This window comes from Natrialba sp. PRR66 (assembly GCF_034808065.1).
GTDB lineage: Archaea > Halobacteriota > Halobacteria > Halobacteriales > Natrialbaceae > Natrialba > Natrialba aegyptia.
Map to the genome: position 1 here is coordinate 196,724 of NZ_JAXHGN010000006.1, position 15,305 is coordinate 212,028.

Below are 15,305 nucleotides of genomic sequence, written 5' to 3' on the forward strand. Positions count from 1 at the left end.
GTTCACGGCCGAACGAAATCGTTCCGTTTGGACGCAATCGCGAACGGTTTTGGAAGGGAATGCTGATAATTCATACCCACCGATTTAGACCTCACTAGCTAACAAGACAATAATGAACTCGTTGGAGATCGCCGGACGAATACTTGCAGGCGTACTGCTCATCCTGATAAACGCGTACTTCGTCGCGATCGAGTTCGGACTGACGCGCGCTCGGCAATATCCCAAGTCCGAGTTCGATACGCCGGGCTTGCGGCGAGCGTGGGAGATGACCGACGACCTCGAACTCTATCTGACGACCTGCCAGATCTGGATCTCCGGGACCAGTATTGCGCTCGGTATCATCGCTGAACCAGGGCTCGCAGCCGTTTTCGAACCGCTCTTCCAGAATACGTTCCTTGCGTCGGTCGGTGCCGGATCGCTTTTCGCGTTCTTTCTTATCAACATGGTTCACCTCACCCACGGCGAGCAAACGCCGACGTATCTCGGTGTTGAGCGGTCGAAGCAGGTCTGTCAGTATGGCTCCGCGCCGTTATACTGGTTCGCGTGGGTAATCTCGCCGCTGATCCGGTTCGGCGACTGGGTCGCAAAGCGGACGCTCAACCTGTTCGGGATCGAGATGACCGGTGCGTGGCTCGAAACCGAAGAAGACGTGATCCAATCCCGGGCCGACCTCCGCAACCAACTCGGAACGGTTCTCGATCGGAGCGACCTCAGCGAGGAGCGCCGCGAGGAAGTCATGAACGCGCTGCAGATCGGCGAACAGCCGGTTCGCGAGGTGATGATTCCGCCCAATGAAATCGTCGCGCTGTCGACAGAGGAAGACTTTGAGGAGAACCGTCGCCGAATGGAAACCAACCCGCAAACGCGCTATCCACTCGTCGGTTCGGAACTGACTGACTTTCGCGGCATCGTCTACTTCCCGATCTTCGCCAGACACCGCGAGGAGTTAGCCGCCGGTGAGATCGACTTCGAGGCGGTCGCCGCACCGCCGATGACGCTCTCACCCGAGACGGATGTCAGCGACGCGATCGACCAGTTCCAGGCCGAATCACAAGAACTCGCGCTCGTGATCGAAGACGGCGACGTTGTCGGGCTGGTGACCGTGACCGATCTTCTGGAGGTCGTTATGGGCGATATCGAGGATCCATTGGATGTCGCAGCGACTGGGAAACGGCCGTCGCAGTCGGAAGCAAACGCGACTCCCGAGAGCAGCGGCGACACCGAACGCTGATACCGAAAGATAGTAGCAAAAGTACTAGTATCTCGCCTCGTGAAATGACACTCGATGACTCCCCGACTGCGCCGTGAACTCCTGGTGGTGAACTCGCCGTGACAGACCGACAGCTACCGTCGCTCGATCGCGTTCGCGCTGTCCTTTCGCGAAATCGGCTTCGAATTGCATTTGCCGTTCTTATCCTTGTTTCGGTCGCCGTCGTCGCCAGCGCGGCGACTTCGGGCGGGCTCTCAACGGCCTCCGAAGAGGAGTTGCCCGAGGCACCGCCGACGGAGAACCACACCGTCATTACCGAGTCGGGACGCGCCGGCACGATCACCGCGTACGCACCCGACGGCGAACCGGTCTATTACAACAACACGCGAACGAAGTACTTCGACGTCGATCCCGTCGAAAACGAGTCGATGACGATCGAGTACACGGCGACCGACACGATCCACACCGAAGGACCGACGTGTTCCGCGCCGCCGTGTGCGCTGAACGTCGTCGAGCGCGCCAACCTCTCGACCGGCGAGGTCGACGTCATCTACGAACGATACGATCACCAGGAAACCGCCGGCGAGTGGCACGACGCCGATCGAATCAACGAGACCCACATCGCGATCGCTGACATCGTCGCAGACCAGGTGTTCATCGTGAACACCGAGACGGAAGTCGTCGACTGGCTCTGGGACGCACAGAGCGACTTCCCCGTCGAAGAGGGCGGTCCCTACCCGGGTGACTGGGCCCATATCAACGACGTGGAGTACATCGAAGAGGGCGAAATGGCGGGCAATCTCATGGCCAGTCTGCGGAATCAGGACCAGGTCGTCTTCCTCGATCCACAGGACGGACTCGTCGAAGACTGGACGCTCGGAGACGAAAACGAATACGACATCCAGTACGAGCAGCACAATCCGGACTACATCCCCGAGAGCGAGGGCGGCCCGGCCGTCGTCGTCGCCGACTCCGAAAACGGACGCATCCAGGAGTTCCAGCGCAACGGCAGCGAGTGGACTCGCTCCTGGGAATGGTCCGACAACCAGATGCAGTGGCCTCGCGACGCGGACCGCCTTCCGAACGGAAACACGCTCGTCACCGATACGCACGGCAACCGCGTGATGGAACTCAACGAGTCCGGTGATATCGTCTGGGAAGTCGGCTCGACGCTCCCCTACGAGGCCGAACGGCTCGAAACCGGAGACGAAAGCGACGGTGGGCAGAGCGCCAGCGAACTCGGCCTCGAGTCCCAGACCGAAGCCGAGAGCAACAGCGGTGGCGGTGGTGGGAGCAGTCTCATCGGCATCGACCCCCTCGGCGCTATCGGTGACTTCATCGAATCGACCCTTCCACACCGGATATACAACGGGCTCCTGTTCGCGAGCCCCGTCTGGATGGGGTCGTCCGAGTTCGCCGCGGTCGGAATCGCACTCCTCACCGGGATCGTGTGGGTCGGGCTGGAAATCCGGTGGCAGCTCCACGACGCCGGCATCCGGTTCCGGCGACCGTTTTACCGGAACGGTGGTAACTGAGGAGATAGCGCCACCACCCGGATCTCACGACCGCAAACTATGTGAGCGAGTCCTTCGAAAGAGCGGATAAACGGATATGGAACTCGGACGAATACTGTTTCTTTTCAGTGCGTTCGCCACACACGCTTTCGTCGGGTACGCGCTCGTTCGCGGGTTGACCGACGCCGATCCGCGGCTTGGACTCGTTCTCGGGCTCCTCCCGGACGGTGACTTTCTGTTCCCCGCTGACTGGGGATGGCCGTTCGTGCACCGCGGACTGACGCACACGCCGCTTTTCGCGATTGGACTCCTCGCAGGACTCTCCCTCGTCAGTCGCAACCGATCGGTTGCACTGGCCGGCGGGTTGGCGATCGGCTCACACCTCGCGATCGATTCGCTCTCCCCAACGGGGATTCCGTGGCTGTTCCCGCTGCAGACGACGTGGAATCCTAGTCCCGGACTCGCGGTCCACAGTCCGACCGCGACAGCGCTCCTCTGGACGGCAGCACTCGGTCTCCTCGCGTTCCGAGCGATCCAGCGACCCAGCCACGATCGAGAATCGACCACGGACCGCAAACACAAACACGAAACCGAACAACCAGCACCCACACCCGACCCCACCACTGAACTCGAGTAGCACGAGTTCGACCGCACAGTCCCGTTCGATACCGATACTGTCGACACGGTAACCGAACTGATCCGGCAGAGACGGAGGGATCACCGGCTGCGAGCAGCAGTCATCCGGTTGGTATGATACTATCGAAAAGTAAGAGAGACAATGAGAAGACACTGTCCAGTTTAGCACCTCGTCAACTGGCGTTCCTCCGTCGGGCGATCGATGCGGTCTTTGATGGTTATAGAAATGTGCAAAATTCGCAAGACGATTGCGGACGCTCGGTCGACTGCTCACCCACGAGTTCTGCAAGCAGTCGATACGTATTTCGAGGATGTAAAACCGCTTTCCAATGCGTTTTCAGGCGATATAGTTAACGAGGTAGCTCAACCCGAACCGTGAGAAGACACACCAGTAGCTGCATCGATCAATAAGCAGTTCAACCTCGGAGAGATCGTATTTCTCGCAGGTTTTATACAAAAATGAAGCCGCTGGAGCAGTGCCAGACAGACCACACAACGTGACATCAAGGATCAACGTTGTTTCGATATGTATTGCAGTGTATAGACAAGACAGCTCTTCATTGATCTTGACAGCAGTCTCGTCGACAGCGACCTGCGACGGCTTTCCGTCGGCGGACCACGTTCTGCATAAACCACCACATATATCAATCATACAGTATTCCGTGAGAACATCCAACGCCTCGTTCCGTAAGAATCGTTATTGGTTCTCGAGTGAACAATCAGTCTGATCGAGGCGGACGGCAAACGGCCCAACGACCGTCCGCTCGTTCTCTCAAGATTCTTCTCAATTCGGCTCGTCGCTCTTGCTGAGCCGGTCTGCGAGCACCGATCCAAATCAAATTCGTGCCCTACTCGCCTCTCAAACGGGCTCAACTAGACCGTGCCAACTGATGGAGCACAGTCAGAAACTAATGGGTAGTAGATGCGTGTATCAATCGCGAATAGATGTCACTCTCACAGCCGTCCTTCTTTCGGGTCGTCTGCGATCCACGGACCCAAATGGATATACAGTAGTACGCCTGTAAATAGATCGCGGGATTACATTACACGTGCCGCTCTGTAAATGGACTGGGTGGGAGTCCTACACGTTCGGCCAGTAGCACAAGCAGAGCGGACCGAAGAGAGGGACCGCTCAGCGAATCGACTGTGTTGTTCCGGTATGGAAGTAGAAGACCACCTATTCTGGAGGGGGGCCGAGAACCGGTGTGCCCGATGGCGCGCAGAATCTCGCCTCTTTCAGAGATAGTACTCGTCAGAACACATATCATATTTCAGCTACTACCGGACAACCACGAGTATTATATCAATTCAATCGCCTACTGTAGTGCGGTTCTCGATCTAGATTCTACAATAAATAGGTAGCACTCTCCATATATTTCTCGAAAAGTGAAAATTTGAAGACCTATTAGACGAGGACTGCTGCCATAGCCCCTCCTCGTCAGCGACACGGTCACTAGAGTGGGGTCGTAACGAACTCGACTGTCAGAAAGGAAAAGAAAAAGAAAAGAAAGAAGGACCACTTCCGCAAGAAACGACCGGCAGTCAGTGCATCACCGTACGTCGAGGTCGAACGTTCGATCCGCCACGAAGAGCCGGAGACGTCCCTCATGGATTCGATCACCGCAAGATCGCTCGAAGCGTCCGATCTCGTCCGCACTGAGCCGAAGTTCCACCTCCGTTCGCTCCCCGGGATCGAGTTCAACGCGCTCGAACGCCCACAGTTCGCGGACGGGCGTTACGACCGAACTGAACTCGTCTCGGCCAAACACCTGGACGACCTCGCTTCCGTGCCGATTGCCGGTGTTGGCCACGGTGGCTCGAACCGTAAGCTCCTCGTCTGGACGGACCGCGTCACGGGAGACGTCGACCGACTCGTACTCGATAGTGGTGTAGCTGAGTCCGTGGCCGAACTCGAACAGCGGATCGTACGATGCCGGGTGCTCGTCTGCCCCGATCGGTTGTGGATGGGGGAGGTGGTTGAAGTACGTCGGGAGCGTCTCCGCCGAGCGCGGGATCGAAATCGGAAGCCGCCCGCCGGGTTCGGCGTTCCCGAACAGGGTCTCTGCGATCACCTCGCCGCCGACCCGACCGGGATAGTACGCCATGAGGATCGCCGGGACTTCCGCTGCCAACCACTCGACGGCCAGCGGGCGACCGGTGACCAGGACCGCAACGATGGGTGTGCCGGTCGCGGATACTGCCGCGACGAGGTCACGCTGTGCGTCCGGAAGCGAGAGTTCGTTCCGCGTCGGGAACTCGCCGGTCTCCCCCTCGGTCTCCGCGGACGGGCCGAACTCGTGGAGATACCAGTCCTCGCCGAGGGCGACCACGGCGATATCCGCTTCGGCGGCGCGTTCTGCGGTGGCATCGACATCGCCGGGAGTGGAGATTCCGCTCCCGGGTTCGTGGGTGACGACCGTGTCGGTAGCGACGGTATCGGAGATTCCCTCGAGAATCGTCGTCCCGGGAACGCCGGTGTCCGCGTTGCAGCTCCAGCCGCCGTTCTGGTGGACCATCTCGTCGGCGTTCGGGCCGGTCACGAATACCTCACCGACGCTATCGTCGAGGGGGAGTGCGTCCTCCTCGTTTTGCAACAGGGTAAGCGACTTCCGAACGGCCTCGCGAGCGGTGTCGAGATGGGCGGGAGCGCCCAGTACGTCTTCAGCACCGGGGTCCGGATACGGATCCTCGAAGAGACCGAGAGCGAACTTCGCCCGCAGCACTCGTTCGGCGCTGTCCTCGATCACTTGTTCGGACACTGCGCCCTGCTCGACGAGGTCTCGGATGTGCTGTGCGTGTTCGCCACCGGCAACCGAGCCGATGTCGAGGCCCGCAAGGCGTGTTTGACGTGCTGCCTCGATCGGGGTTCCCGCCGTGCGGTGGTCCTCGTGCAACTGGGTAATGCCGTTCCAGTCCGAGACGACGAGTCCGTCGAAGTTCAGTTCCTCCCGAAGGAGGTCAGTAAGATATCGGCGGGACCCGTGAGCCGGTTCGCCGTCGATCGAGTTATAGCACGGCATTACTGCCCCAACGTCCTCGTCGAGGACTGCCTCGAACGGCGGGAGGAGCATCTGTCGCAGCGTGGACGGGGAGACATCGACCGGTGCGGCGTCCTCACCGCGCGTCGGTGCTCCGTAGGCCGGGAAGTGTTTCGCCGTCGCGAGCACGGCGTCTCCGGGGCCACCACCCTGATAGCCTCGGATCTCGCTGCTTGCTAGCGCCCCGACGAGGAACGGGCTCTCGCCGAACGTCTCTCCGGTTCGTCCCCACCGCGGATCGCGAGCGACATCGCACGTCGGGCTGTAGTTCTGGGCAGCCCCCGTTGCTCGCATCTCCGTCGCGGTGATTTCGGCGGCACGCTCGACGAGATCGGGACTCCACGTCGCCGCTGCACCGAGGTTGTTCGGGAAGACCGTCGACTCTTTGATGTAGGCGTGACCGTGAATCGCGTCAGCGGCGAACAACAGCGGGACACCGAGTCGCGTCGATTCAAGAGCGTGCTCTTGCAGTCGACGAGCCGCGTCCGTGGCCTCCGCGATTGACTCGTTGGGCGAGCCGCCCCAGCCGAAGGGGGCGACTGCGCCGATGTGGTACTCGTCGATAACGTCGATAACGTCGTCGACCCCGCGGGGGCCAGCAGCAAGCACCCCGATGTAGGAACCAGCTAGCTGGCCGATCTTCTCTTCGAGCGTCATCCGGTCGAGGAGGTCTACGACGCGCTCTTCGATCGGGAGCGATGGATCTAGGTATAACTCACTGTCCTCTAGGCTTGTCATGGATGTAGGTATCTGGAGAGGTAGTAAATAAATGTATCCCTCACCATCCGGAATGCGACGAATCGGCGAGCAGGAGAAACGATTACCGCACGTGGTCAGCCGCTTGTTTCCCGCAGTCGAACACGCTGGTCAGCGACACTTCATATCCGGCCACCGATTCCCGCCGTTTCCATCCAGGGCGCACGGACACGCAGTGAAATCCGGATCGTCGCTGAATCCACACCGAACCGTCGAGGCGTCACTTGTCGAACCGCTGAAGACGGTCCAGACAGAGCTGGGTCCCGAAGACCGCGAGGCGCGAATCCTCGCGATGTTAGAGCGCGTCGGGATGACGCCGCCCCACGACTACGCCCGGCGGTATCCCCATCAACTGAGCGGCGGGGAGAAACAGCGCGTCGCACTGGTTCGAGCGCTGTTAATGAATCCGGACCTCATCCTGGCCGACGAGGCCGTGAGCGCGCTCGACATCTCACTGCCGTGAAATGACCCCCCACAGGCGGTCGGTCGGCGAGGCGTCCCACCGAGTGTCCTGCTTTCGTAGCGAGGAAGACAGCGAATACTGGCACAGCGAGCCGCTCGAGGGAGCCATCCTCGACGCCGACGAGCGGTAACGGCGGTTTGCGGCCGTCCGTTTCAGTGACATGGTTCTCGCGTGGGCTCCTCGAATAAATGAAGCGGTCTCGGTCAGCTGTTGCCCACACAATGGGATGCCCGTTCCGCCGCTGACACACCACTGAATAAGAGATCCCCCCACCGGTTATCGTCTCGATTCGTGCTTACGCTTCGGTGAACAGTCGAACGTAGTCGATCTCCATCCGCTGCGGGAAGGTCGTCGTTTCGTCGGGCGAGCCGGGCCACTCGCCGCCGACGGCGCAATTGAGAATCAACCAGAAGGGGCCGTCGTCGAACACCCAGTCGTTACCGCCGCTCTCGACGTCCTCGCGGGTGACCGTGAAAAAGTGCTCGCCGTCGACGTACCACTTGATCACACCGGGGTCCCACACGACGGAGAAGACGTGGAAGTCGTCGGCGAAGACGCCACTGTCGAGGTGATAGTCCCCGCCGATGGAGCCGCCGCCCGAGTAACCGGGTCCGTGGACGGTTCCGTGGACCGCCGCGGGTTCGTTACCGACCAGTTCCATGATGTCGATCTCGCCGTCGTCCGGCCAGGCCGCGTCGCCGGCCGGTAACATCCAGTGGGCCGGCCACAGTCCCTGGTCCTCGACGAGCTTCGAACGGAAGTCGACGCGACCGTACTGGAAGTCCAGATTCCCCTGGGTCACCAGCTTCCCCGACGTATAGTCGTACGTTCCGTGTTCGTCCGACGCCTGTTCCTCGCGAATCTCGACGACCAGATTGCTATTCTCAACCCACCTGTTGTCCTGGCTGTAATACTGCTCCTCGCTGTTCCCCCAGCCGGGGGCGCCGTAGTCGTGGCCATTCCCCTCCTGATCCACCCAGACGCTCGTATCGAGCGAGTCGCCGTCGAAGTGGTCGGCGAAGAACTGGTCCCAGGACCGGCCGTCGAGGTTCCCTGGATCGTCGGGATAGGTCACCCCAGCGTCATCGCCCGCGGGGCGCAACTCGAGATAGTTGAAGTTCCAGTCACCGGTCTCCGCGTAGACTCGAACGACGTGTTGACCGGCGGCCAGATTGACCGAACCGGCGGCAATAGTCGTCCACTCTTGCCAGCCGCCGGTGGCATCGAACTCGATCGAGCCGGTGACGTCGGTCCCGTCGACCTCGACGCGAACCTGCCCACCGCCCGAGGCGGAGGCGACTCGAAGATCCAGGTCGTAAGTATCGTCACCGTCGACGTCAACGGTGTACTCGAGCCATTCGTCGGCCACGATCCAGCCGACATTGTACCCGCCCTCGGTTGCGGACTCGATATCGACATCGTCGTCGCGGTACGCGCCGCCGGCGTTCCCCGATGTGGTGTCGTGATAGGCGACACCTTCGCCACCGGTATCGTAGTCTTCGGCCTCGATGCGACCGGGAATCGTCCACGCCGATCCGCCGTACGGCTGCTGGCCGGACGAGCCGTCGCCGGTGGCTTCGACCACCCTGATCGCGTTGATCACGGCGTTGTCGACATCGCCAGTAGCCGATATCGTGAGCGTCCCGCCGGAAACATCGACGCCGGAAATCGTCCGCACCAGCGCCGCGTCGTGACCGACCTCGGCGTAGATGTCGAGATCGGCGACCGCCTCGGTACCCGCTACCAAAACGTCGAACACGCGATCGCCGCTCGCCTCCCAGTACGTCTCGGCGAAGTGGAGTTCCACGTCGTACGTCCCGGCAGCGAGTTCAATGTCGTAGCTGAATTCGCCGTATCGCTCGCTCCGGTAGAGGTCGTCATCGTCGGTACCGGCGATCGAATCGCTCGACTGTGCAGCGCTCCCGCCGCTATAACTCGTATCTGCCCGATAGTCAGTCCCGTCCGCAGCCGTGTAGGCACTCCCGCCGGCGTTGACCGCGAACGCGACGTCACCGGGAGCCGCACTCGCGACTGAACTCGCAAGACCGGTACCGGCCGCGGCGACCGCAGCCGCACCCAGAAACCGCCTGCGCGGAATGGTCGCGTCTGTCGAATCCTCTGCGCTCCGTGCTGCGTGTCGTTGGTCTGTCATTGTTTGCAGTTGGATTGTATCCGCTGTCTCCCGGCGGATCGGCGTCTTCCGACCATGCTTGCGGTGGTGTCACTCTACCGACTCATCGACTCGACGCGAACCACCGGAAGACACAATAGATGTCACAGTCACGTCAGTGATAAAGGTAATTCTTCATAATTGATGTGTTTGAACGGTTCGTACGGCTTGTCTTTCGTGCTGACCGCGGTTGCTCCTGACTCGACGCCTCATGGTAGCAGCAACCGAGAACGCGGGCCTCGTCGCTCACGCAGGGGTAGTCAGCGACCGTGCCGACGCTGCCGACAGCAATAGAGCACGGAGGCCGCGGCAAAAAACCCGGTCCCGACGAGGACGAAATCGGCAAGGAGTACGGCCCTCGTTTCGGATCCCGCCGGCTGTAGCCACAGCGCGATCACCAAGAGTGCAAGCAGGACGGCTTCGAGGCCCAACAGGAGTACGACGGCGGAGCGGTACTCGCAGATCGTCTTCCAGAACCGATCCGAATAGGTGCCAGCAATCAACAGGGGTGATCCATCGCCGGCACTTGGATGTACCGATTGGAAGGGTGGTACTGTGGCGGAACGGGAGAGGCGAGCGTTAGTTCCCGATGATTGCGCTCAACATCACGTGAATGGTGAAATAGACTATATATAACGTTCGTATACTGTTACAGTAGTTGGGCGGAGAAGCGAACGAGAGGACAGTTCCTCAGCGCATTGCTGCCTCCAGGCCAACGAACGAGTGCACACCATAACGGACACCGATCGCGGGACGGACGAGCAGCATCGACCGACGAGTAGCGAGGCGGATATCGGTCGTCACCGCGGAACCATCCCGAATGTGCCCGCGGACTACGCCGACGATAAGCCGACCGTCGAACACAATGTCGCGTCGGGAACCGACGGCCCTAACGTCGCGGAATTCGCCCACGCCACTGACGAGGCCGACGACGGCCAGAACGTCTCCGGGACGGTGGACATGCCGGCCACCGGCGGCTGGCACGACTGGACCGCCGTCACCGTCGCCACCGGGGTCGCAGTCGATACCCAGAGCACGGTCCAGATCGTCGCCGAAACCGGCTCCTGGAACCTCAACGCGATCACGCTGCAGTGAACTCGCGAACGGGTCGGTGCTCGCGTGCGGACCCGGGTCGAACGCCAGTCCGACGAGTTCACTGGGGCGGTCACAATCGAGTTCGAGAAGCGTCGTCGATCAATCGTCTTCCGATTCGAGCGCGGCCGCAGACACGTCGTCGCCGTCGGCGCTCTCCCCACTGTTCGGTTCGTCGAACTCGATGGCCTCGAGCGTAATTTGGACCGCCTCGATATCCTCGTAAACGGTCCCCCATCCGCCGACGCTGTACAGGTCGCCATCGACGGCCAGCGTCAGTTGCAGGAAGCCGGCTACCTCCTCGAACGACGGGCGGCCCTCGGACCGATAGACACCCGGGTATCCGATGTCGGTGACGACCCCGGTGATCTCACAGGCGTCGTTCGTGTCGGCCCACGTCCCGTCGACCGTCACTGCGACGTTCGCTCCGTCCCGCCAGAGCGGCGCGACGTCCTGGACGAACTCTTCGAGAGTCATGTAGGTGTAGGGCGGGTCGGTGTCCTCGTACACCGTCTCCCAGAGCGCCCAGACGCCCGTCTGAAAGTACCAGTGGAAGATAAACGAGAGAATGTAGTCGTCGATCAGGACGCCGAACGGTCTGTTGGCCCAATCGTTTGGCGTAAAGCACGTCTGCGTGCGGTCTGCCACGAGCAGGAACGGCCCCGGAATTCGGCACGCGCGAAGTTCTGTCACCGTTTCTTCGAACGAGACGGTCGCGAGTTGCGCTTCCAGATCGACCCCGTATACCGCCACCTTCGTGATGACGCCGCGATCGCGGGCATCCTCCAGGGCGTTCGTGAGGGTCCGGAATTGGTCGACGGTCGCCGACAGTTCGATGAAGCTCTCCGCGTCCCGAATCAGGTCTCGCGCCCGGTCGATGACCGTCTCCTCGTGTTTGACGACGCTTACCTTGTGGTCGCTAACTGCCGGTTGCTCCCATCGATCTTCGATCGCATCCGCCGCCGAGTTCATCAGCTCGCTCCGGGACCGGAGTTCGCGGAGGACGGTGATCGGCTCCCGCGGGCGGGCGTGGAGTTTGTCCTGGTCGAACGTCTCGATGTAGTCCATCCGCTCGAGAGCGCGAAGAACGTCGTAGATCTGGGACACCGGGACGGAACAGCGCTTGGCGACCGCCACCGCCGGCATCATTCCTTGCTCGAGTAGCGTGATGTATGCGTCGGCCTGGTACGAGGTCAACCCCGCGTCCTGTAGCGCGTCCCGGAGTGGGTCCCTGTCCATGCCCCCACCACTGGAGCACCCGCTAATCAGTCTTTTGCAAAATCGGGCCGAATCGATGTCTTCGCCACCGATCCGGTCCGTCTCTATCCAGCCGATCGGAACCGGTCAGTACTGGTGTGTGAACGCAGCAGAGATGTACTGCCCACCAGCCCCGTCGTCCCAGACGAACCGGACATCGATCGAGTCGCCATCATCGGCGGCGTCACGAGTGTGGACGTGGGTGCCCCCGTCGGCCGCCATTCGATACCCGATCCAGCCGCCGCCGTCGTCGAACTGCACGTCCGCCCAGTCGGCAGCGTCGTTCGGATCGAACTCCCAGTGACCGCCGTCCGAAACGGTCGCAGTCCATCCACCACCGGCGTCTCCGGAATAGGTCTCTCCATCACCACCGTCACCGCCGTCGCCACCATCACCACCGTCGCCGCCGTCGCCACCGTCACCGCCATCACCACCATCATCACCGGTAGCCGTCGCCATCGAGTTCGCCGGGACGGACAACTGCGTCCCATCAGAGAAGGAGACGGTCTGCTCGGAGTCGCCGGCGTTGTAGGCGACGTAGGTCCGCTGGGTCCCGTCGCTAAACACCTGATAGAACGGCGTATCAGCGGTGATGTCACCATCCGGTGCGCCCATCGCACGAAGGTTGTAGATCCAGTGGTACGTCTGGGCGCGGGTGTGGCCGCCCTCGACCTCGTACTCGCCCTTTCGCGCCTCGAACTTGTCGACGGCATCCTGCCCGTCAGAGAACGCCCGGTACATCCACATGAGATCCGGCCAGTAGCTGAACTCGTCGGTCCCCTTGTTCGCGACGAGTTCGTCGTAGTTCGCTTCGGGGGCCGCATCGTCCCACCCCAGGTGGAGTGAGTAGCCGGCGAGCGGGAGCCAGTTAATACCGTGGATCGCCTCCTCGTCCGCGGTCCACCAGGTGGCATAGGCGTAGCCGTTGCCCCACACCATCCCGGCGGTGTCGTAGTCCCACGAGTCGGGGTGGTTCGTGTCGTCGGCGTCGAACCAGTACTCGTGAACGGCGTGGAGTTCGGTCGTGTACAGGTAGACGCCGAAGTCTCGCAGTTCCGCGTTGTCGGTGTATTCGCCCCACTCGATGATCGCCGCGTACGCGTTGAGCGCTTCGGAGGAGGATTCCTGGTTGTTCCCGTCGGCGAACTCTGCGCCGCCTCCTTCCGCCCAGGAGTGCCCACAGTAGGGGCTGAAGTTCCGGGCGAAGGGGAACATATCGTCCTCGCGATCGGGGGTTGCGTAGTCGCGAATCAGGTGGTCGATCATGCCGCCCCACTCGGATTCGTCAGCCCATCCGGGATTCGTACGCGCGATTTCGGCGGCAGCGCGGACGTAGTACCCGTAGTGGAAGTGGTGATCGGACAGCGACGATGCCGAGCCGTGGCTCTCGGGATACCCGAGCAGGGTCCCCCAGTTGTCGTCGTAGTAGAACAGTTCGTCCGATCCGCTCTCGGCCTGCAGCCACCGCTCGAGGTGGTCGCAAAGTGAGCCGACGATATCGTCACGCTTGTCGCTCGGGCCGAACTGCTCGGCAAGCGCCTTGCTCTCGACCAGTCGGCCGTAGTCCTTGCCGACGTTGTACGTGTCTGGCCCGTCGATCGCGGTATCGATCTCGTCGATATATCCCCGTAGTTCCGCGGTATCGTACTCTCCTTCGTCGGGCAAGAACGGGAGCATGCCGCCGTAGTCGTAGGTCGTCGAGAACGACGGTCCGGCAACGACGCGCATCTCTCCGCGCGGGGACGTGTAGGTCGTGCCCAACGTCTCGTCGTCACTGTATTTCCACTGATGGGGATGCAGGGCTGTGATCGTTCCCGCCGCTGCACTCTCGGGTCTATCGGCAGTCTCGAAACTGTAGGTCGTGTGGACCGCGGCGTTTGCCTGATCGTACTCCCAGTCGACCTGGGTGTCGGTGACGAAATTGTACGCGTACGCCTCGAACGTCTCGAGGGAGCCGGTCTCGGGGAGAGCCGCGATCGAGCAGTATCCCGCGCCGCCGAGGTCGTTGGCGAGCGTGTCGGTACCGATGCCCGTCCAGCTCGTTCCCGAGGGGGCGAACAACCCGTAGTGATGACCGGAGACCGTGACGCCGAGAACGTTGCCCTCGTCGGCCCAAACCGCCGGCGCATCGTCAAAACCGATCTCAGCGCCGCCGCCCTCGTATTCGCAGAAGACGAACGGTGATCCCTGCGCGAACGTTGCACGCAGTGTGGTGGCGGTTCCATCGCCCCAGACCGCATCGACCGACCAGTCGCCGTGATCGTCGAGACGCGCGTCGCCGAAGCTATCGGTACCCGCATGTCCGATCGTCAGATCGCGCCCCTGATTGTCCATTACTGTTGTCGACCCATCGATCCACTCGGTCGGATTCTTGACGAGGAGGCCGTCCTCTTCCGCCCGAAGCATCAGCGGCTGAGAGAACATGTTCTCGGAGAACGAGTTCCAGACGAGACTCGACCACCAGTCGTTGGTCGGAACCGGCTCGCCGCCGAACGCCGATGTCGTCCAGATAGTCGCCTGTGGTGCCTCCGCTCCCGATGGCAACGCTGTCGTGTAGCTGCCATTGCCGACCGGAACATGGCTACTCGCGCCAACTGTGCCGACTGCACCGACCGCTCCCGCCGCTGAAGCGGTGCTGATCAGTTTGCAGTAGTCCCTGCGCGAGATGTCGCTCGAGTGTAGTTCGCTGTCGATGCCCTCGCCATCCGACGGTTGGTTATCGTTCATAACTGTCTCCCGATAGCGCCCGGGCGCGGCCCTCCGGCGGTGAACACGTTCGCCGACTCTCTCCGTCCAGAACTCCGCTCGTCGTGTTCCGGTGTTCCGGCACTGCTGAATCGACGGTCGTTCTACAGCCGCCGCACCACTATGCGCTATTACCATAGGTTCACCCGAGATCTATTATATTTTTCCACTACTTATAAACATAACGACATGGTCGAGAGCGAAGCACACCGTGGATCGGTCGAGCGATGAGGGAGATGGAGGGCAATGAGAGAATGGATCGATGGCTATCAGACTGCCGAGCCGGCGACGGTAACTGAGATGACCCTTGATGCGTCGCATAAATACAGCCATCACAGAGATAGTCTATATTATGTGTTATTTTTCCATGGGTCCATCCCGAGAAACACCCGGAGTGAGTGGGGCATAAACAACAATAAATTTA

The 15,305-nt window shown here is 61.2% G+C and carries 11 protein-coding genes and 1 pseudogene; 6 read left to right on the plus strand and 6 right to left on the minus strand.

Features of this window, described 5'->3' with window-relative positions; translation table 11 throughout:
- Positions 1–112: 112 nt before the first annotated feature.
- From SM755_RS20065 to SM755_RS20075, 3 genes are all read left to right on the plus strand, one after another.
- The gene (locus tag SM755_RS20065; protein ID WP_323174219.1) at positions 113–1,231 is read left to right on the plus strand and encodes a hemolysin family protein; all 1,119 of its coding nucleotides are present in this window, start codon (positions 113–115) and stop codon (positions 1,229–1,231) included.
- Between the two features lie 98 nt (positions 1,232–1,329).
- The gene (locus SM755_RS20070; RefSeq protein ID WP_323174220.1) at positions 1,330–2,745 is read left to right on the plus strand and encodes an aryl-sulfate sulfotransferase; all 1,416 of its coding nucleotides are present in this window, start codon (positions 1,330–1,332) and stop codon (positions 2,743–2,745) included.
- Between the two features lie 76 nt (positions 2,746–2,821).
- Entirely contained in the window at positions 2,822–3,361 is a 540-nt protein-coding gene (locus SM755_RS20075) for a metal-dependent hydrolase (protein WP_323174221.1), read from the plus strand.
- 159 nt (positions 3,362–3,520) lie between these two features.
- Here the strand turns inward: SM755_RS20075 and SM755_RS20080 are convergent.
- Positions 3,521–4,186 (minus strand): annotated as a pseudogene (locus SM755_RS20080) (DDE-type integrase/transposase/recombinase); the annotation flags it as partial.
- Between the two features lie 724 nt (positions 4,187–4,910).
- A complete protein-coding gene (locus SM755_RS20085; protein WP_323174222.1) occupies positions 4,911–7,136 on the minus strand; it encodes a glycoside hydrolase family 3 N-terminal domain-containing protein in 2,226 nt (741 codons plus the stop codon).
- Between the two features lie 193 nt (positions 7,137–7,329).
- Here SM755_RS20085 and SM755_RS20090 point away from each other — a divergent pair, with 193 nt between their 5' ends.
- A complete protein-coding gene (locus tag SM755_RS20090; RefSeq protein ID WP_369335265.1) occupies positions 7,330–7,617 on the plus strand; it encodes an ATP-binding cassette domain-containing protein in 288 nt (95 codons plus the stop codon).
- A 1-nt stretch (position 7,618) separates the two neighbouring features.
- On the plus strand, positions 7,619–7,747 hold the full coding sequence (locus SM755_RS20095) for a hypothetical protein (RefSeq protein ID WP_323174223.1): 129 nt from the start codon (positions 7,619–7,621) through the stop codon (positions 7,745–7,747).
- A 165-nt stretch (positions 7,748–7,912) separates the two neighbouring features.
- Here the strand turns inward: SM755_RS20095 and SM755_RS20100 are convergent, their stop codons facing one another.
- Positions 7,913–9,769, minus strand: a complete 1,857-nt coding sequence (locus SM755_RS20100) for a malectin domain-containing carbohydrate-binding protein (protein ID WP_323174224.1) — start codon at positions 9,767–9,769, stop codon at positions 7,913–7,915.
- Positions 9,770–10,047: 278 nt separating this feature from the next.
- Entirely contained in the window at positions 10,048–10,290 is a 243-nt protein-coding gene (locus SM755_RS20105; RefSeq protein ID WP_323174225.1) for a hypothetical protein, read from the minus strand.
- A 220-nt stretch (positions 10,291–10,510) separates the two neighbouring features.
- Between SM755_RS20105 and SM755_RS20110 the strand changes: the two genes are divergently transcribed.
- Positions 10,511–10,882 (plus strand): carbohydrate-binding domain-containing protein, encoded by a 372-nt coding sequence (locus SM755_RS20110; protein WP_323174226.1) that lies wholly within the window; start codon positions 10,511–10,513, stop codon positions 10,880–10,882.
- Between the two features lie 99 nt (positions 10,883–10,981).
- On the opposite strand, the gene SM755_RS20115 is transcribed toward SM755_RS20110, so the two are convergent.
- Both SM755_RS20115 and SM755_RS20120 read right to left on the minus strand, forming a co-directional pair.
- Complete coding sequence (locus SM755_RS20115) at positions 10,982–12,118, minus strand: TrmB family transcriptional regulator (protein WP_323174227.1); 1,137 nt, start codon at positions 12,116–12,118, stop codon at positions 10,982–10,984.
- Between the two features lie 105 nt (positions 12,119–12,223).
- Positions 12,224–14,863 carry a glycosyl hydrolase gene (locus tag SM755_RS20120; protein ID WP_323174228.1) on the minus strand — a complete coding sequence of 880 codons (2,640 nt, stop codon included), beginning with the start codon at positions 14,861–14,863 and terminating at the stop codon, positions 12,224–12,226.
- Between the last annotated feature and the right edge of the window lie 442 nt (positions 14,864–15,305).